A 19,169-nucleotide genomic window follows, 5' to 3' on the forward strand; every position below is an offset into this window, starting at 1 on the left:
ATCAAACGAAACTGTAAGGATCGATATCCACCGCCACCCTTACCCCTTGGGGCAGGCGAAGCGGTTGCAGCCACTGCCGGATCACCTTCTGCACTTCGCTCGACCGGCGGGCGTTGACCAGCAGGCGATAGCGATAGCGCCCGCGCAGCAGGGACAGGGGCGCCGGCGCGGGACCAAGGATCATCACGTCGTCCAGCCGCGGCGCGGTGCCGCCGATGGCGCGGGCGGCGTCGCGCGCTTCGGCCTCATCCTCGCTCGATACGATGATCGCCGCCCAGCGGCCGAACGGCGGGGCATGGGCTTCGCGTCGGGCCTGCGTTTCGGCGGCGTAGAACGCATCGCGATCGCCGCTGGCCAGGGCGGCAATGACCGGGGCCTCGGGATGGCGCGTCTGGATCAGCACTTCTCCGGGCTTTTCCCCGCGTCCGGCACGGCCCGCGACTTGCGCCACCTGCTGATAGGTGCGCTCCGCCGCGCGCAGGTCCCCGCCTTCCAGGCCCATGTCGGCATCGACCACGCCTACCAGCGTCAGATCGGGAAAGTGATAGCCCTTGGTTACCAGCTGCGTTCCCACGATCACGTCGATGGCCTTGCTTTCCGCCTGCGCGACGAATTCGGCTGCCTTGGCAGTGCTGGTCAACGTGTCCGAAGTGACAAGCGCGACGCGTGCCTCGGGCAGGATGGTGGCCACTTCGTCGGCAATGCGTTCCACGCCAGGGCCGCAGGCGACCAGGCAATCGGGCTCGCCACATTCGGGGCAGGCGCGGGGTGTGGGCACTTCGTGGCCGCAGTGGTGGCAGGCCAGGCGCCGTGACAGGCGGTGTTCCACCAGCCAGGCCGAGCAATTGGGGCATTGAAAGCGATAGCCGCAGGTGCGGCACAGCGTCAGCGGCGCATAACCGCGCCGGTTGAGGAACAGCAGGCTCTGTTCGCCCTTGGCCAGCCGGTCGCGCAGCGCCGCCACCAGCGGCGGGGCAAGCCAGTGTCCCCGCTCGGGCGCCTGCTCGCGCAGATCGACAATGCCGATGCCGGGCAGGCCCGCGCCGCCGAATCGCGCCGGCAGCACCAGCCGCTCGTAACGCCCGCTCTGCGCCATGTGCAGGCTTTCCAGCGCGGGGGTGGCACTGGCCAGCACCACCGGTACGTTTTCGAAATGGCCGCGCATCACCGCCACATCGCGCGCATTGTAGCGAACGCCATCGTCCTGCTTGAACGAAATCTCGTGCGCTTCGTCCACCACGATCAGGCCCAGCGACGCAAAAGGCAGGAACAGGGCGGAACGGGCGCCCACCACCACTTGCGCGCGGCCCTGGGCAACGGCACGCCAGGCGCGGCGCCGTTCCGATGACTTAAGAGAGGAATGCCAGGTGACGGGCGCTGCGCCGAAGCGCTGCTCGAAGCGCGCCAGGAAACTTTGCGTCAGCGCGATCTCGGGCAGGAGGACCAGCACTTGCCGCCCCTGCTCCATCGCGGCCGCAATGGCTTCGGCATAGGTCTCGGTCTTGCCCGAGCCGGTCACGCCATCGAGCAGGAACGTGGCATAGCGCCGCGCGGTCACCGCCGCCACCAGGCGGCCGGCAACCGCGGCCTGGGCTGGCGTCAGTTCGGGCACGGCGTGGCGCGGATCGGCGGCGGGATAGGGCCGATCGGCGTCCACCGAAACCGGTTCGAGCAGCCCGGCATTGACCATGCCGCGCAACACGCCGTCGGAAACCTCCGCAATTTCGGCCAGTTCGCGGATCGTCGCCTGCTGATCCACGAGCAGGTCCATTGCCTGGGCGCGCTGGGGCGTGAGCCGGCCCGGCTCCCTGCCCGAGAGGCGATATTCGGTGACGGTGCTGCCGCCCTGGAGCGCGGCCGTGCTCGACAGCGCCATGCGGGCCACCGCGGCCAGCGGCGCCATGTAATAGTCTGCGCACCATTCGATCAGGCGGCGCAGCGGCGCGCCGAGCGGCGGCACGGGCACCACGCCCAGGATCGGGCGCAGCTTGTGTTCGGGCACCTCTGCGCTCGGCAGGCGTTCCGCCTCCCACACCACGCCCAGGATCTGACGCGGCCCCAGCGGGCAGACCACCACCTGCCCCGGCGCGGCATCGAGATGGGCCGGCACCTTGTAATCCAGCGGCCCGAGCGCGGCGTTGAAGACCACGCAACGAATGCGGGTGGATCGAGAACGCGGCGGAGGCTGGGTCATGCCCCCTGCATATAGGAACGGGTGCACAAGGGGCAAACAGGGAACACGCCCGGCGCGGTGTCGTTGAACAGCAGAACCAGTCGATCCCGCCTTTTGCCCTTGGGCCGGCCAGGCGCTTTTGCAACAACCGGCCCGGATGTGGCACTACCGTCAAACCGGCCTGACACGGCGGCGCCGCTGTCCTATAGCGCGCCAGACTCGTCGTCATCCGTTCCAAACCTTGCGCAGGAAACCGCCCCTATGAAGTTCTTTGTCGACACGGCCGACACCGCCGAAATCGCCGATCTTGCCGCAACCGGTCTGCTCGACGGGGTGACCACCAATCCCAGCCTGGTGGCCAAGGCCGGCCGCGATTTCCTGGAAGTGGTCAAGGAAATCTGCCATCTGACGCATGGCCCGGTTTCGGCCGAAGTCGTCGCGCTCGATCACGAAACGATGATGCGCGAGGCCGAAGTGCTGCGCAAGATTGCCGACAACGTGTGCATCAAGGTGCCACTGACGATCGACGGCCTCAAGACCTGCAAGAAGCTGACCGCCGATGGCACCATGGTGAACGTCACCCTGTGCTTTTCGGCCAACCAGGCGCTGCTGGCGGCCAAGGCCGGCGCCACGTTCATTTCGCCGTTCGTCGGCAGGCACGACGACAATGGCTTCGACGGCATGGATCTGATCCGCGACATCCGCCTGATCTATGACAATTATGCCTTCGAGACCGAAATCCTCGTCGCGTCCATACGCCATGGCATCCATGTTCTGGAAAGCGCAAAGATCGGCGCCGACGTGATTACCGCGCCACCGGCCGTGATCAAGGGCCTGTTCAAGCATGTATTGACCGAGAAGGGCATCGAGGGGTTCCTTGCGGATTGGGCAAAGACCGGCCAATCTATCGGCTGACCGCGCGAAAAGGCCTGGGGCGGCGCCGCCCGCCGTTCCCGGCATCGAACATTGCACACTGGACTGACCTTGGCTGCCGAATCCCCGCTCGATACTTTCCGTTCGGTCCTGACCGGCACGTCCCGGGCGCTGGCCGACCAACCCGACGTCGAAGTGGCCTGGACGTCGGACCAGGCAAGCCACACGGGCAAGCTGATGCGCGTGCCCATGCCGGGACGCGCCCTGCCCGCAGACCAGGTGGCCCAGGCGCGTGGCGCTGCCGATTCCATGGCGCTGCGCCTGCGCCTGCACAGCGAAAGCGTCCACAATGCCGGCGCGCCGGCTGAAGCGCTGGCCCGCGCTTGCTATGACGCGGTGGAGCGGGTGCGATATGAAGTGCTCGGCTCTGCCGGGTACGCGGGAATGCGCGGCAATCTCGAAGCGGTGGCGGCCCTGCGCGTCGCCGCCGATCCGATCAGCCGTGCCACCAAGCCCGAAGACGTGCCGCTGCCCACCGCTTTGTCGCTTCTCCTGCGCGAAAAGCTGACCGGCGCGCCCATACCGCCGCTGGCCAAGCTTGGCACGGACATGGTGCGCAGCTGGATCGAAGCCAAGGCCGGCCACGACATGACCGGTCTGGCCGAACACCTGGAAGACCAGAAAGCCTTCCAGAAGCTGGCGCTGTCGATGCTGGGCCACCTCGATCTGACTCAGACGCCCACCCCGGAACAGGACGACGACCAAGACAACGACAACGAGGACGAGGAAGACGACGGCGCCGAAAAGCCGGAAGAGAGTGAATCGAGCGCCGACGAGCAGCAGCCGATCGAGCAGGCGGGCGATACCACCGAAGGCGATGGCGACGGCGAGGACCAAGACGAAGTGGACCAGCCCGACGATTCCGCAGAGGCCGATCTCGCCGACGAGGGCGAAGATGGCATGCTGCCGACCAGGCCCAACCGGCCGTGGACCGATCTGCCCGAAGATTTCGACTACATGACCTATACCACCCGGTTCGACGAGGTGATCGCGGCGGCAGATCTGTGCGACGAGGAGGAGCTGACGCGCCTGCGCGCCTATCTCGACAACCAGATGAAAGGGCTGCAAAGCGTGGTGACGCGGCTGGCCAACCGGCTGCAGCGCCGGTTGATGGCCGCACAGAACCGCAGCTGGGATTTCGACCAGGAAGAAGGCCTGCTCGATGCCGCGCGGCTGGCCCGCGTGGTCATTTCGCCTGGCCAGTCGCTATCCTACAAGATCGAGCGCGACGTGGAGTTCAAGGACACCGTCGTGACGCTGTTGATCGACAATTCCGGCTCGATGCGCGGCCGGCCGATCTCGATCGCGGCGATCAGCGCGGATATCCTGGCGCGCACGCTCGAACGCTGCGGGGTGAAGACCGAGGTGCTGGGCTTCACCACGCGCGCCTGGAAAGGCGGCCAATCGCGCGAGGCCTGGCTGGCCGGGGGCAAGCCGGCCAACCCAGGGCGGCTGAACGATTTGCGCCACATCGTCTACAAGAAAGCCGACGAACCCTGGCGCCGGGCGCGCAAGAACCTGGGTTTGATGATGCGCGAAGGGCTGCTCAAGGAAAACATCGATGGCGAGGCGCTGCTATGGGCACATACCAGGCTGCTGGCGCGACCCGAGGACCGCCGCATCCTGATGGTCATCTCCGATGGCGCGCCGGTGGACGACAGTACGCTGTCGGTCAACAATGCCGGATACCTGGAACAGCATCTGCGCCGCGTGATCGACTGGATCGAAAAGCAGAGCCCGGTGCAACTGGTCGCCATCGGCATCGGCCATGACGTGACGCGCTATTATCGTCGCGCGGTGACGATCATGGACGTGGAGCAGCTTGGCGGCACGATCGTGGAACAACTGGCCGACCTTTTCGAAGTGGATTGAGCGCGGGCGGCGCTCGTCCGCCTGTCGCCACCCGGCCGCAGGCGCCGATCGCGGGAGCGGATCGTGCAATGCTGTTGATGCCGTTGCCGATCCGATCGTTGCCGCCGTGGCGCATCCCGCGCCTTGCGGTCGACGCAAATCCCGGCAATGACCGGCGCATGCTGCGCCGTGTGATCGCCTCCCTGTCCGCTCCGGTCCTGTCCGCCATGGTTCTGTGGATCTCCGCCGCGCCGGCCCTGGCCGATCCCGCCGATATCGCGGCGGCCAGCCGCGGCGTGGTGCGCGTGGTCATCGTGCAGAGCGAAGGGCGCAATTCCACGCTGATCGGCCACGGCAGCGGCTTTGCCGTGACGCCCGAATATGTCGTGACCAATGCCCATGTGGTGGAAGCCCTGCGGCAGGACGATACGCTGATTGCCGGCGTCGTTCCGCCGGAAGGGCGCGGCGGCTTCGAAGCCCGCGTCGTTGCTTACTCCCCACGCAACGACCTGGCCTTGCTCAGGATACTGGGCGCCGGGCACCTTGCCCCGCTTTCGCTTTATGCCGGCCAGGTGGCCGACGGTGCCGATGTCAGTGCCGTGGGCTATCCCGGCAATGTCGATCTGGCGCAGGGTCTTTCGCTGTCCGACCTGGTCAGCCCGCAGGCGGCGGTAAAGACCCGGGGCTATGTTTCCGCGGGGCGCAGTTCGCGCGAATTCGATACGATCCTGCACACGGCGCCCATCGGCTCGGGCAATTCCGGCGGGCCGCTGCTCGATGCCTGCGGGCGGGTCGTCGGGGTCAACTCGTTCGGGACGGTCAGCGACAACGGCACCGACTCGGCGTTCTATTTCGCCATTTCGATGCGGGAGCTTTCGCGATTTCTGCAGCGGGCCGGGGTGCAGGCCCATGCCAGCGATCTGCCTTGCACGTCGATTGCCGATCTCGATCGCGCCGAAAGCGAACGGGCCGCCAGCGACCAGGCCCGCCAGGCGGCCCAAGCCGAAGCGCGGCAGGCGGCGCGAGCCCGCGCGCTGGAACTGGCGCGCCGCCAGGCCGAAATCGAGGTGCTGACCCAACGTGACAACGGCATGGCCATCGCGGTGCTGCTGCTGGTGGCGACGCTCGGCGCGGGTGGCGCCGCGTTCATCTATGCCCAGCGCGACAACCCGCGCGCCACGCGCCTTGCGGGCGGCGCTGCGCTGGCGATGCTGCTGGCCACCGTTGCGGCCTGGGCCTTGCGTCCCAGCCTGCAATCGATCGACTCCCGCGCCGAAGATCTGGTTGCGGCCAGCGAAGCGCCCGATGCCCAGGCCAGCGCCACGCCGGACAAGGCCGCGGTGGCAGGCAACTTCATCTGCGTGATCGATCCCCGGCGCAGCCGCGTGACCGTGTCCGACATGACCGACGTGCCGATCACCTGGAGCGCGGATGGCTGCATGAACGGGCGCAGCCAGTACGGGCTGGCGAGCGACGGCTGGTCACGCGTCGTCGTGCCCAATGGCGAGGATGCGATCGCCGTAACCCGCTTCGACCCCGGCAACAGGACATATACGGTGGAACGGTTCCTGATGGGCCTTGATGCCATGACCCAGGCCCGCGCCGCGCGGCAGAAGATCATCGCCCCGGCCTGCGGCGCCGGTGAAACCGAAGCACGCCGCTTTGGCGACGCGCAACAGGCGATCCGCGCTCTCCTGCCACCCGAACCCAACGAGCGGATGCGCTATAACTGCCAGCCTGCCCCCTGATCATCGGATCGTGCCGGCGCCGCGCTGCCGACAACGCCTGGCGATCGATTTACGCATACGTTTGCATCTGGATCGGCATGGCCTGCCAACTGGTGGCTTGTCATATGGCGGTGACGTTGCTAGGCGCGCCGGGACTGCGGGCCGTCACGTGCATTTGTTGCGCGTCATCGGCCTTGCTTGCAATCCTTGGACGAAGGGGACTGAGGCGCGTGGAGAATTCCAGCGGCATCACCGCCAGCCTTGCCGGGCGTTATGCGTCTGCGCTGTACGAGCTGGCGAAAGAACACGGCCAGGTGGCGGCCGTGGAAGGCGATCTTGAGCGTCTGGCCGATGCCCTGCGCGAATCGCCCGATTTTGTCGCGCTGGTTCGCAATCCCCAGGTAGGCCGGAACGAGGCGGCACGCGCTCTGGCCGCGGTCGGCGAGCTGCTCGGCATATCTTCGCTCACCGCCAATTTCCTCGGCGTGCTGGCGGGCAATCGCCGCCTGTCCGCTCTGCCCGACGTGGTGCGTGCTTTCGCCGCGATCGCGGCAGCCGCGCGCAACGAGGTGACCGCGCAAGTCACCAGCGCGCATCCGCTCGATCAGGCACAGCTGGCCACCCTGGCCGAAAAGCTGGCCGCGCGCATCGGCAAGGCGGTCAAGCTCAAGACCGCGGTCGATCCCGAAATTCTCGGCGGTCTGGTCGTCAGGCTCGGCAGCCAGATGATCGACAGCTCGATCCGCACCCGTCTCAATTCGCTCGCCCAGGCCATGAAGGGCTGAAGCCAAAAAAGTTTGCACGAAAGGCTGAACGATGGAAATCCGCGCCGCTGAAATTTCGAAGGTCATCAGGGACCAGATCGCCAGCTTCGGCACCGAGGCTCAGGTCTCGGAAGTCGGCTCCGTGCTCTCGGTGGGCGACGGTATTGCCCGCATTCATGGGCTGGATCAGGTCCAGGCCGGCGAGATGGTGGAATTCGCCAATGGCGTCAAGGGCATGGCCCTCAACCTGGAAGCCGATAACGTCGGCGTCGTGATTTTCGGCTCGGACTCCGAGATCAAGGAAGGCGATACCGTCAAGCGTACCGGCACGATCGTCGACGTGCCGATCGGCAAGGGCCTGCTCGGCCGCGTGGTCGACGCGCTTGGCAATCCGATCGATGGCAAGGGCCCGATCGAATATACCGAACGCCGCCGCGTGGAAGTCAAGGCGCCGGGCATCATCCCGCGCAAGTCGGTGCACGAACCCGTGCAGACCGGCCTGAAGGCGATCGACGCGCTCGTGCCCGTGGGCCGTGGCCAGCGCGAGCTGATCATCGGCGATCGCCAGACCGGCAAGACGGCCGTGGCGATCGACACGTTCATCAACCAGAAGGCGGCCAACGCCGGCTCCGATGAAAGCAAGAAGCTCTACTGCATCTATGTCGCTGTGGGCCAGAAGCGTTCGACGGTGGCGCAGATCGTGCGCCAGCTCGAAGAAAACGGCGCGATGGAATATTCGATCGTCGTGGCCGCCACCGCTTCGGAACCGGCCCCGCTGCAATACCTGGCGCCCTATACCGGCTGCACCATGGGCGAGTTTTTCCGCGACAACGGCATGCATGCGGTGATCGTGTACGACGATCTTTCCAAGCAGGCGGTGGCCTATCGCCAGATGTCGCTGCTGCTGCGCCGTCCGCCGGGCCGCGAAGCCTATCCGGGCGATGTGTTCTATCTGCACAGCCGCCTGCTCGAACGCGCCGCCAAGATGAACGATGACAACGGCGCGGGCTCGCTTACCGCCCTGCCGATCATCGAAACCCAGGCCGGCGACGTTTCGGCCTACATTCCGACCAACGTGATTTCGATCACCGACGGTCAGATCTTCCTGGAAACCGGGCTGTTCTATCAGGGCATCCGCCCGGCGATCAACGTCGGCCTTTCGGTGTCGCGCGTCGGTTCCTCGGCCCAGACCAAGGCGATGAAGAAGGTTGCCGGGTCGATCAAGCTGGAGCTGGCGCAATACCGCGAAATGGCGGCGTTCGCGCAGTTCGGTTCCGATCTCGACGCTTCGACGCAGAAGCTTCTGAACCGCGGCGCGCGGCTGACCGAACTGCTCAAGCAGCCACAGTTCTCGCCGCTCGGCTTCGAGGAGCAGACGGCGGTGATCTTTGCCGGCACGCAAGGCTATCTCGACGCCATCCCCGTCGATCAGGTCACGGAATACGAAGCCGAGCTTCTCAGCTTCCTGCGCTCGCAGAAAGCCGATCTGCTTGCCGAAATCCGTGACAGCAAGGATCTGGGCGATGGCGCCAGGGCCAAGCTCAAGGAAGCGCTGGACGCCTTTGCCAAGCAGTTCGCCTGATAACGCCCGAATGCAAACAGGTTCATCTCCCGCGCCTGCCCTTTCCGGGCCGGCCGGGGCGATGAAATGGAGATAGACGAGTGGCCTCGCTCAAGGAACTCAAGCTGCGGATCAACTCGGTCAAATCGACCCAGAAGATCACCAAGGCCAAGCAGATGGTCGCCGCGGCCAAGCTGCGCAAGGCGCAGACCGCCGCCGAGGCTGCACGCCCCTATGCCAGCCGCCTGGCCCACGTGATGGCCGGCCTTGCCAGCAAGGTGCAGGTGGGCGAAGGCAGTCCGAAGCTGCTCGCCGGCACCGGCAAGGACCAGGTTCATCTCCTTGTCGTCGCCAATTCCGATCGCGGGCTCTGCGGTGCGTTCAACGCCAACATCGTCAAGGCCGCCAAGGCCAAGGCGCAGGAACTCGCCACCCAGGGCAAGACCGTGAAGTTCTACCTGATCGGCCGCAAGGGCCGCGCCCCGATCCGGCGTGATTTTCCCGATGCCATCGCCGGCGGGTTCGACACCACCGCCGTGCGCGAGGCCGGCTTTGCCGAGGCGGAACGGGTTTCGGCCGAACTGCTGGCGATGTACGAGGCGGGGCAGTTCGACGTTGCCCACCTGTTCTATTCGCAATTTCGCAGCGCGCTGGCCCAGGTGCCCACCTGCCGGCAGATCATTCCCGTACCGGCCCCTGCCGCCGCGGAAGTCAACGATGGCGGCGCCGTCGTCGATTACGAACCCGACGAGGAGGCGATCCTCGCCGATCTGCTGCCGCGCTTCCTGCGGGTACAGTTGTTCGGCGCGCTGCTCGAAAACATGGCGAGCGAACAGGGCGCGTCGATGACCGCGATGGACAATGCCACGCGGAATGCCGGCGAACTGATCAAGAAGCTGACTATCCAGTACAACCGCAGCCGCCAGGCCGCGATCACCACGGAACTCGTCGAAATCATCGCCGGCGCCGAAGCGCTCTGACGACGACCAAGCAGGCAAGGAAAGACTAGAATGGCAACCGCACCTGTCATCAATTCGACCGGCAAGATCAGCCAGGTCATCGGCGCCGTCGTCGACGTCACGTTCGACGGCGAACTCCCGGCGATCCTCTCGGCGCTCGAGACCAGCAACAACGGCAACCGCCTGGTTCTCGAAGTGGCGCAGCACCTGGGCGAAAACACCGTGCGCACCATCGCGATGGACTCGACCGACGGCCTCACGCGCGGTCAGCCGGTCAGCAGCACGGGCGCGCAGATCTCGGTGCCGGTCGGCCCCAAGACCCTGGGCCGTATTCTCAATGTCGTGGGCGATCCGATCGACGACAACGGCCCGGTGGGCGCCGACCAGTTCGCGCCGATCCATGCAAAGGCCCCCGAATTCGTCGACCAGTCGACCGAAGCGGCGATCCTGGTCACGGGCATCAAGGTGATCGACCTGCTTGCCCCTTATGCCAAGGGCGGCAAGATCGGCCTGTTCGGCGGGGCTGGCGTCGGCAAGACCGTGCTGATCCAGGAACTGATCAACAATATCGCCAAGGGCCACGGCGGCGTGTCGGTGTTCGCCGGCGTGGGCGAGCGTACCCGCGAGGGCAACGACCTTTATCACGAATTCCTCGATGCCGGCGTCATTGCCAAGGATGCCAACGGCAACGCCACCTCGGAAGGTTCGAAGGTTGCGCTCGTGTTCGGCCAGATGAACGAACCGCCGGGCGCCCGCGCGCGCGTCGCGCTTTCGGGCCTGACCATGGCCGAATACTTCCGCGACCAGGAAGGCCAGGACGTGCTGTTCTTCGTGGACAACATCTTCCGCTTCACCCAGGCCGGCTCGGAAGTGTCGGCGCTGCTCGGCCGCATTCCGTCGGCCGTGGGTTACCAGCCCACGCTTTCGACCGACATGGGCGCGCTGCAGGAACGCATCACCTCGACCACGAAAGGTTCGATCACCTCGGTCCAGGCGATCTACGTGCCGGCCGACGACCTGACCGACCCGGCGCCGGCCACCTCGTTCGCGCACCTCGATGCGACCACCACGCTTTCCCGCGCCATTTCGGAGCTGGGCATCTATCCGGCGGTGGACCCGCTGGATTCGACCAGCCGCGTGCTGGAGCCGCGCATCGTCGGCGTCGAGCATTACGAAACGGCTCGCCGCGTTCAGGAAACGCTGCAGAAGTACAAGTCACTGCAGGACATCATCGCCATTCTGGGCATGGACGAGCTGTCGGAAGAGGACAAGCTGACCGTCGCCCGCGCGCGCAAGATCCAGCGCTTCCTTTCGCAGCCGTTCCACGTGGCCGAAGTGTTCACCGGCATCCCCGGCAAGTTCGTCCAGCTTGAAGATACCGTCCGCTCGTTCAAGGCGGTGGTCGATGGCGAATATGACCACCTGCCCGAAGCCGCGTTCTACATGGTCGGCGGTATCGACGAAGCGGTGGAAAAGGCCAAGAAGCTGGCGGCCGAAGCCTGAAGCACGATAGTACCCCTCCCGCCTGCGGGAGGGGGCGGTGGAGGGCTTGTAGGGGCGCCCTTCACCCAAGATGGGATCCCCGCCGCCCCTTCCCCACGCCCGTCCCGCCCGCGGGAGGGGAGCCAAGAGGCCCCGTAGCCGACGCGCGGGGATTTGTGACATGCTCCAGTTTGAACTCGTCACCCCGGCCCGCCTCGTCCGCTCCGAAGCGGTATGGCAGGTGGTCGTTCCCGGCACCGAAGGTGAATTCGGCGTCCTCGAAGGCCACGCGCCGTTCATGTCGACCATCAAGGACGGCACGCTCAAGATCTATCGCACGCAAGGCAGCCAGCCTGAAGAAATCCAGGTGCAAGGCGGCTTTGCCGAAGTATCTTCCAAAGGGCTTACCGTTCTGGCCGAACACGTCGAAGGCTGACGAAAAGCCGCAAGCACCGCTGGCAGACTTTGCCGCGCTGTGCCACGCTGCGCGGCCAATCGCTGCCAACGGGGTTCGTCATGCGCTTGCCGCTACTTCCTGCCGCCGCGCCGCTGGCCCTGATCGCGGGGACCACGGTCCATGCCTATGACGTTGCTGAAAAATCGCTGGAGACGCTGCGTGCCGATCTCGACGCCGGACGAGTGACCTCGGCCGAACTCGTCGCCGCTTACGAGGCCCGGATCGCCCGCCTCGATCCCTCGCTCCATGCCGTTATCGCGCTCAACCCTCGCGCGGCCGACCAGGCCCGCGCTGCCGATGCCGCCCGACGCGCGCGGCCTATGCGCCGGCCGCTCGATGGCATTCCCGTTCTGGTCAAGGACAATATCGAAACGGCCGACCCGGTGGCGACGACCGCGGGCAGCCTGGCGCTCGCCGGCAACGTGACCGGTCGTGACGCCCCGCTGGTGGCCCGCCTGCGCGCGGCGGGCGCGATCGTTCTGGGCAAGACCAACCTTTCCGAATGGGCCAACATCCGCTCCGACCATTCGATCAGCGGCTGGAGCGCCATGGGTGGCCAGACGCGCAACCCTTATGACCTGCGGCGCACGCCCTGCGGATCGAGCGCCGGCTCGGCGGTGGCCGCCGCCGCCAGCCTTGCCGCCGTGGCCGTGGGCACCGAAACCGATGGCTCGATCACCTGCCCCGCCGCGGTGAACGGCCTGGTCGGGTTCAAGCCGACCGTCGGCCTGGTTTCCCGCACCCATATCGTGCCGATCAGCCACAGCCAGGATACCGCTGGCCCGATGGCGCGCAGCGTGCGCGACGCCGCGCTGCTGCTCGATGCCATGGCAGGCAGCGATCCGGCCGATCCGGCCACCGAACGCGCCGATCGCCAGGATCGCGCCATTGCCGCCCGGTTGTCGCCCGACGCGCTCAAGGGCGTGCGGCTAGGGGTCATGCGCTTTGCCGCCGGGTTCCACCCGGAAACCGATGCCGTGTTTGAGCAGGCGCTGGCCACCTTGCGCGCCGCCGGTGCCGTGCTGGTCGATATCACGGCCAGGCCCCCCGCCACCGCCGGGCTGGGCGAACGGGAAGAGCAGGTGCTTTCCAGCGAACTCAAGGCAGACATGGCACGCTATCTGGCCTCGACCGACCCCATCAGCGTGCCGACACGCACGCTGGCGGACCTTGTCGCCTTCAACAACGCCCATGCCGCCCGCGAGCTTGCCCTGTTCGGGCAGGAATTTTTCGAAAACGCCGAGAAGACCAAGGGCTTGACCGATCCTGTCTATCTCAAGGCAGCCGCCGAAGCGCGACAGGCCGCCGGCCCGGACGGGATCGATCGCATGCTGGCCGACCATCGCGTGACGGCGCTGGTCGCGCCGACCATGGGCCCGGCCTGGCTGATCGATCCGGTATTGAAAGATCACTATGTCGGCGGTGGCGCCGGCGGGTTGGCGGCGGTGGCCGGTTACCCCCACCTGACGGTGCCGATGGGGCTGGTTGCCGGGCTCCCCGTGGGGATATCGTTCATCGGCACCGCCTGGGACGATGGCCGCATACTGGCCTATGGCTATGCCTTCGAACAGGCTGGCCAGGCGCGCCGTGCGCCACCACCCCTGCCCTGACGGCTGTGAAAATCTATCCGCCCCTGTCCTGCGCCGGACGGCGTCCGGTAAGCCGCAGATAAAACCGGGAAAAGTAGGACGGATCTTCGAAACCGAGTTCGGCGGCGACTTGCGCGGCCGTTGCGTTGGTATAGCGCAGCATGCGCTGGGCTTCGCGCGCAAGGCGCCGATGCACCACGTCCATCGGGCTGCACCCCAGCCTGGCTGCCGTGAGCCGCGAAAGCGTGCGCGGCGTGGTGCCAAGGGCGGCAGCATAGAACGCCAGTTCGCGGTGGCTGCGAAAATGCACCTCGACAAGCTGCGCAAAGCGGTCGAGGCGCGTGTCGCGCGGCAGGCTGGAAGCAGGCAACGGCATGGCCACACAGCGTGCCAGCGTCTCGGCCAGCGCCAGCAGCAACGGATCCGTGCTTGCACGTTCGGCTTGCAGCATCAGCATTTCGGCTGCCAACCAGGCTGCGCGGCGGGCCGGCTGGGGATCGAGCGCCTCGATCTGCCCCTGAACCAGCGCTCGCCGCAACGGATCGGCGGCGGCCGGGGCACGACCGGTGAAATCGGCATCGAGTGTCACGACATGGCCCGCCACGCCGGCGGCAAAGCGGAAGCCATGCACGACGCCGGCGGGCACCATCACGGCAAGCGGCCCTGCGAGCACCTGCTCTACCCCATCGAACGTGATAAGGGCCTGTCCTGTGTGCACCAGCAGCAATTGCACGAAGTGAGCGTGGCGATGCGGCCGTATCTCCCAGTCATGCAGCGCAGATCGCGCAGCAATCGTTTCGATATGGGCAAAACCAGCCGCAACATCGCCCTGTTCCTCGCCATAGAGGGCATAGCTTGGAATGGCCGGTTGCACCATCTCATATGTCCTGAAAGTGCCAACTTATGTCGGCTGCATGCATTCCTGCAAGGCTCCGGGAATGTCAAGATCGGGGCATGAGGTGCAGTGATCGATGTGCTGCCCGAGGGAGAGAAACGAGCGATGAAAACCCAAGTTGCCATCGTTGGCGCCGGCCCCGCCGGCCTGCTGCTCGGCCACCTGCTGCGTGCCGAAGGTATCGATTGCGTGATCGTGGAACGCCAGACCGGCGATTACGTGCTGGGTCGCATCCGCGCCGGGGTGCTGGAATCGATCACGGTCGGGCTGATGGAGCGCCTTGGCCTGGATGCCCGGCTCAAAGCCGAAGGGCTGGTGGAGGAAGGATTCAACCTGGCCGATGGCGAGCGGCTGATACGCATCGACGTGGCCGATCTGACAGGCAAGACGGTGACGGTCTATGGCCAGACCGAAGTGACCCGCGACCTGATGGACGCGGCACCCGAACGCGGCCTCCAGGTCCTTTACGACGCGGCCGACGTGGCCCTGCATGCAATCGAAAGCGATGCACCGTGGCTCACCTTCATCCACGACGGACGCGAGCAGCGACTGGACGCGCGTTTCATCGTGGGATGCGACGGGTTTCACGGCCCATCGCGCAAAGCCATTCCCGCTGGCGTGGTACGCGAATACGAGCGCGTCTATCCGTTCGGCTGGCTGGGCATTCTGGCCGATGTGCCGCCGTGCAACGATGAATTGATCTATGCCAACCACGAGCGCGGCTTTGCCCTGGCCTCCATGCGCAGCCATACCCGCAGCCGTTACTACGTCGACGTGCCCCTGACCGAAAAGATCGAGGACTGGAGCGACGCGCGCATATGGGACGAACTGGCGATCCGCCTAGGTCCCGATGCCGCGGCGCAGATGACGCGCGGCCCCTCGATCGAAAAATCGATAGCGCCGCTGCGGTCCTATGTGTTCGAGCCGATGCGGCACGGCAGCCTGCTGCTGTGCGGCGATGCGGCGCATATCGTCCCGCCCACCGGCGCCAAGGGCCTCAACCTGGCGGCAAGCGACGTGCATTATGCGGCGCAGGCGCTGACGGCGTTTTTCAAGGGCAACGATCCTGACGCGATCGCCGGATATTCGGCCAAGGCCCTGGCGCGCGTGTGGAAATCGGAGCGCTTCAGCTGGTCGCTGACCAAGCTGATGCATCGTTTTCCCGAAGACGGGCCGTTCGAACGGGCCATGCAGGTTGCCGAACTGGACTATATCTCCACCAGCCGCGCCGCGCAGACCAGCATTGCCGAAAACTATGTCGGCTTGCCGGTGTGACTATCTGGTGGCGCGCGCACCAGCCATGGCCGCACGCAATTGCAACCGCCGTTTGACGGTGCGCGCGCCCATTTTCCCCGGAATGTGACAGATTACCAGACCTCGTCATGGCGCGGTCACAAAAAAACCACAAGAAGCCGCTATTGCTTTCCCAGCAGGCGGGCTCATGCGTCAAATCGATATCTTGTTGACCAATCCGCTCGAGGGCGGGCACGACGCCTTTGCCCATGGCGACCTCAAGGTGATCTTCCACCCCTGGCACGGCGCCGGGCCGCTGCCCTTGCTCGACGGGCGGCCCTGGGCTTTCGTCGACTGGCTGCTGCCCGAGCTTTCCGGCCTGGAACTGTGCCGCCGCCTGCGCTGCGACACACAGACCGAAACAGCACATGTGACCATGGTGCTGGAAGAGGACGACGCCGAGGCCAAGCGCCGCGCGCTGCGCGCCGGGGCAGACGATTACATCGTCGGCCCGATCGATCGCGGCACGGTGCTGGATCGCGTGCTCTCGGTGCAATTGCCGGAACGCGAAGCGGTAACCCGCACGCTGCGCCTCGGCGATCTGAGCCTCGACCTGACGGCCTTGCAAGCGCGGTGGAAGGACAAGGCGATTGCCCTGATGCCGAACGAACTGCGCCTGCTGCGCTATCTGATGGAACAGCCGGGCCAGGTCTTTTCCCGCCAGCAGCTGATCGCCGCCCTGGGTAAGCAGGGCCAGCCGATCGACGAACGCACGGTCGATGCCTGGGTCAGCCGCCTGCGCCGCGCACTACGCGATGCCGGCGCCGGATACCCGCTACGCACCGTACGCGCGCTGGGCTATGTGCTGGATAAGCCTTGACACTGGCGACGCTTGACGCTTGGCCCAGCCCGACCTCCTTTCTTGAAGACAAGAAGATGGGCTGGGTGCCGTTCAGAATTTCATGCCGCCGCGAATGCCGACCGTGCGGGGCTGGTTGGGCACCACATAGACCCGGTTATAGCATACGCCACAGGCGATATACCGTGCAAGCTGGCCACGTTCATCGAAAGCATTGGTGGCGAACAATTCAAGCGAATACTTGTCCCATTCGCTGCCGAATGCCAGATTTACCTGTGTAAACGCCGGGAGGCGCCCAAGCAGATCCGCCGGATTGATGAAAGTGCCGGCCTGCAACAGTCTGGTGCGCACATCAGACGCGGCAGAGCTTTGGTAAGTCGCGTTGATCTGTCCATAAACCTTCGCAAGGCCAAGCGGAACGGTATAACGCAGCGTGCTGGCCAACTTCCACTTCGGCGTGATCGGCAAGCGGGTGTTGGCCGGCGCGGAAACGTAATTGCCGCTGCCGGAACAGGAATAGGACAGATCTTCCGAGGCACAAAGGTTCTTCGTCGTACGAGCATCGGTGTAAGAGCCGCTCAAGTTGAACGACAAGCCACCCTTGGCAACTGTGGCATCGAACTCCACGCCGCGAATGCGCGCATTGGGGCCGTTGCTGATTTCGGTCAAGCTGTTGGCACCGAGGAAAGCGAACTGGAAGTTCTTCCAGTTCTGAAGATATACGGCAGTGTTGAGCCGCAGAAGCCCACCGAACAAGGTTGTCTTCAACCCTGCCTCGAAGTTCGTAAGATAGTCTGGCTGGTAAGGGCCCTGGCCGGCGCGGCGGTTGAACCCGCCGGGGCGGAAGCCACGCGAGACGGTGAGATAAGCCGTCACATTGGCTTCCGGTTTCCATGTCAGGTTGAAACGATAGGTGGCGCCATCGCCCTTGGCACGTTTGGGCACGACGCTTCCGTTGGAATATTCACCCACGTTGGTGCATGGACCGCCATTGACCGCGGCAGGCAGGAGCGTGATATTGGTCTGGCCGGCCAGTTGCGCTTCGCGCAGTGTAAGGCCACTGGTGGTATAGCAAGCCGCCACCCCGGTTCGCGATGAACCGGCGGCGTTGGGCGGGGGATTGTCGTCGGCGCCCTGATAATAATCAGGATTTCGGCCAAAGCCGGCAAACCCGATCAACGTATTGTCATATCGGAAATAGCGGCCACCCGCCGTGGCGGTTATCGTGGGCGTGAAATCATAACTTACTTCGCCGAACGCAGCATAGTCCCTGTCGACGCGGTATTGTTGCGTGAGCCAGAGCGTGCCCGGCTTGCCGTTGACGGACAGATCGTCAGCCAGGCCCTGCACCTGGTAATCCTGGTGAATATCGTTCGACTGGAACTGATAGAACAATCCACCGACAAAGCGCGCCTGTTCGCCGGCCGGTGAGGCGACGCGCAGTTCGTGGCTCATCTTCTTGAAATGATCCTGGCCGAAAACCTGCTGGATCGGTTTGACCTGGTTGCCCGCATTATCCTTGTAATAGAAATATCCGGCAAGGCCGCCGACGCTGGCATAAAGCGAGTCATAAGCTTCGGCATAATCGGTGTAGTCGCTGGACGAGAATGTTTTGCGATCAAGATAGGCCCCGGCATATGTCAGATCCCAGTTGCCGATCTTGCCTTCGATTGTCAGCGACGCCTGGGCAAAGATATCGCGGCGATATTCCGGCAGGAAGTGTTGCACCTGCAAATCGCCAAGCCTCGTGTCGAAACCATAGTTGCCGTGGCTGCGCGTATCCTGGTACATGATCCCCGGCGTGACAGTCCAACCACCGTCGAGATCGACTTTCAGCAGGGCACGACCGCCGGCTATGTCGGTGTCGTTGTAGTTTTTCTTGACGAATTGACTGTTGTTGATGGTGATGCCGCCCGGCTGCGGCTGGAAGCTGCGCGTGCCGGCCACGTTGTCGATGAAACCCGCGTCTTTCTGGTAATACCCGACCACGCGCAGCGCGGCTTTTTCCGACAACGGGAAATTGAGCATTCCTTCCACCGAGCCGCCGGTGCCGCCCTTGTGCACCTGGTTCACCTCGACATTCATCGTGCCATATGTGCCCGAGGTATCGGGCTTGTTGGTGATGATGCGGATCGTGCCGGCCTGCGAAGAAGCGCCATAGAGCGTGCCTTGCGGGCCGGCGAGGCTTTCGATCCGGGCGATGTCGTAAACGTGAATGTCGAGATTGCCGCCGACCGTGGTGACCGGCTGCTCATCGAGATAGACGCCCACCGACGGCAGCGGGCCGGAATGGTTGCCGTCCCCGCCCGAGGCGACGCCACGCATGTAGATGATATTGACGCCCGGCGTGCCCGTTCCCTGAGAGATGACCGAGGGCAGTTGCTGGGTATAGCCGTTGAAGTTCGAAACGTTGAGCTGGCTGAGCTTTTGCGTGCCGAGCGCCTGGATCGAAATCGGGACGTTCTGAAGATTTTCCGAACGCTTTTGCGCGGTCACGACGATTTCGTTGCTTTCGCCCGTATCGGCCTGAGCCTGGGGTGCAGCATCCTGCGCCATGGCAATGCTGGCGGGCGCCATCAAAGCGGTACTCGTCATTAAAAGAAAGCGCGAGAATCCCGCCGTCGCAGTACGCATGCCAACCCACCCTGAACGTTTATCGTGCCCGCGATGTGCGCCGCAATGGGAA

Annotated in this window: 14 protein-coding genes; 11 read left to right on the forward strand and 3 right to left on the reverse strand. The window is 65.0% G+C overall.

The window, feature by feature from the left end; all coding sequences use genetic code 11:
* Position 1 precedes the first annotated feature (1 nt).
* Positions 2-2,194, reverse strand: a complete 2,193-nt coding sequence (locus tag AC3EDY_RS10215) for a primosomal protein N' (protein WP_488572388.1) — start codon at positions 2,192-2,194, stop codon at positions 2-4.
* A gap of 240 nt (positions 2,195-2,434) precedes the next feature.
* Here AC3EDY_RS10215 and fsa point away from each other — a divergent pair, with 240 nt between their 5' ends.
* From fsa to AC3EDY_RS10260, 9 genes are all read left to right on the forward strand, one after another.
* Positions 2,435-3,088: a fructose-6-phosphate aldolase gene (gene fsa, locus AC3EDY_RS10220; RefSeq protein WP_488572389.1), complete on the forward strand. Its 654-nt coding sequence runs from the start codon at positions 2,435-2,437 to the stop codon at positions 3,086-3,088.
* A gap of 69 nt (positions 3,089-3,157) precedes the next feature.
* Positions 3,158-4,978 (forward strand): cobaltochelatase subunit CobT, encoded by a 1,821-nt coding sequence (gene cobT / locus AC3EDY_RS10225; protein ID WP_488572390.1) that lies wholly within the window; start codon positions 3,158-3,160, stop codon positions 4,976-4,978.
* Positions 4,979-5,136: 158 nt separating this feature from the next.
* Complete coding sequence (locus AC3EDY_RS10230; RefSeq protein ID WP_488572391.1) at positions 5,137-6,705, forward strand: S1C family serine protease; 1,569 nt, start codon at positions 5,137-5,139, stop codon at positions 6,703-6,705.
* Between the two features lie 209 nt (positions 6,706-6,914).
* Positions 6,915-7,469 (forward strand): F0F1 ATP synthase subunit delta, encoded by a 555-nt coding sequence (locus AC3EDY_RS10235; protein WP_488572392.1) that lies wholly within the window; start codon positions 6,915-6,917, stop codon positions 7,467-7,469.
* A gap of 31 nt (positions 7,470-7,500) precedes the next feature.
* Complete coding sequence (gene atpA, locus AC3EDY_RS10240; protein ID WP_488572393.1) at positions 7,501-9,030, forward strand: F0F1 ATP synthase subunit alpha; 1,530 nt, start codon at positions 7,501-7,503, stop codon at positions 9,028-9,030.
* Positions 9,031-9,110: 80 nt separating this feature from the next.
* Positions 9,111-9,989 carry a F0F1 ATP synthase subunit gamma gene (locus AC3EDY_RS10245; RefSeq protein ID WP_488572394.1) on the forward strand — a complete coding sequence of 293 codons (879 nt, stop codon included), beginning with the start codon at positions 9,111-9,113 and terminating at the stop codon, positions 9,987-9,989.
* A gap of 30 nt (positions 9,990-10,019) precedes the next feature.
* Positions 10,020-11,471: a F0F1 ATP synthase subunit beta gene (gene atpD, locus AC3EDY_RS10250; protein ID WP_488572395.1), complete on the forward strand. Its 1,452-nt coding sequence runs from the start codon at positions 10,020-10,022 to the stop codon at positions 11,469-11,471.
* 160 nt (positions 11,472-11,631) lie between these two features.
* On the forward strand, positions 11,632-11,886 hold the full coding sequence (locus AC3EDY_RS10255) for an ATP synthase F1 subunit epsilon (protein WP_488572396.1): 255 nt from the start codon (positions 11,632-11,634) through the stop codon (positions 11,884-11,886).
* Between the two features lie 80 nt (positions 11,887-11,966).
* Positions 11,967-13,517 (forward strand): amidase, encoded by a 1,551-nt coding sequence (locus tag AC3EDY_RS10260; RefSeq protein ID WP_488572397.1) that lies wholly within the window; start codon positions 11,967-11,969, stop codon positions 13,515-13,517.
* A gap of 13 nt (positions 13,518-13,530) precedes the next feature.
* Here AC3EDY_RS10260 and AC3EDY_RS10265 read toward each other — a convergent pair whose 3' ends face one another.
* Positions 13,531-14,373 carry a helix-turn-helix domain-containing protein gene (locus AC3EDY_RS10265; RefSeq protein WP_488572398.1) on the reverse strand — a complete coding sequence of 281 codons (843 nt, stop codon included), beginning with the start codon at positions 14,371-14,373 and terminating at the stop codon, positions 13,531-13,533.
* A gap of 123 nt (positions 14,374-14,496) precedes the next feature.
* Here AC3EDY_RS10265 and pobA point away from each other — a divergent pair, with 123 nt between their 5' ends.
* Positions 14,497-15,666 carry a 4-hydroxybenzoate 3-monooxygenase gene (gene pobA, locus AC3EDY_RS10270; RefSeq protein ID WP_488572399.1) on the forward strand — a complete coding sequence of 390 codons (1,170 nt, stop codon included), beginning with the start codon at positions 14,497-14,499 and terminating at the stop codon, positions 15,664-15,666.
* Positions 15,667-15,832: 166 nt separating this feature from the next.
* Complete coding sequence (locus AC3EDY_RS10275; RefSeq protein ID WP_488572400.1) at positions 15,833-16,504, forward strand: response regulator transcription factor; 672 nt, start codon at positions 15,833-15,835, stop codon at positions 16,502-16,504.
* Positions 16,505-16,576: 72 nt separating this feature from the next.
* Here the strand turns inward: AC3EDY_RS10275 and AC3EDY_RS10280 are convergent, their stop codons facing one another.
* Positions 16,577-19,078, reverse strand: coding sequence for a TonB-dependent receptor (locus tag AC3EDY_RS10280; RefSeq protein ID WP_488572401.1), 2,502 nt, complete (start codon positions 19,076-19,078; stop codon positions 16,577-16,579).
* Positions 19,079-19,169: the final 91 nt, after the last annotated feature.

The sequence above is a fragment of the Novosphingobium sp. DS6-6 genome (assembly GCF_057784975.1).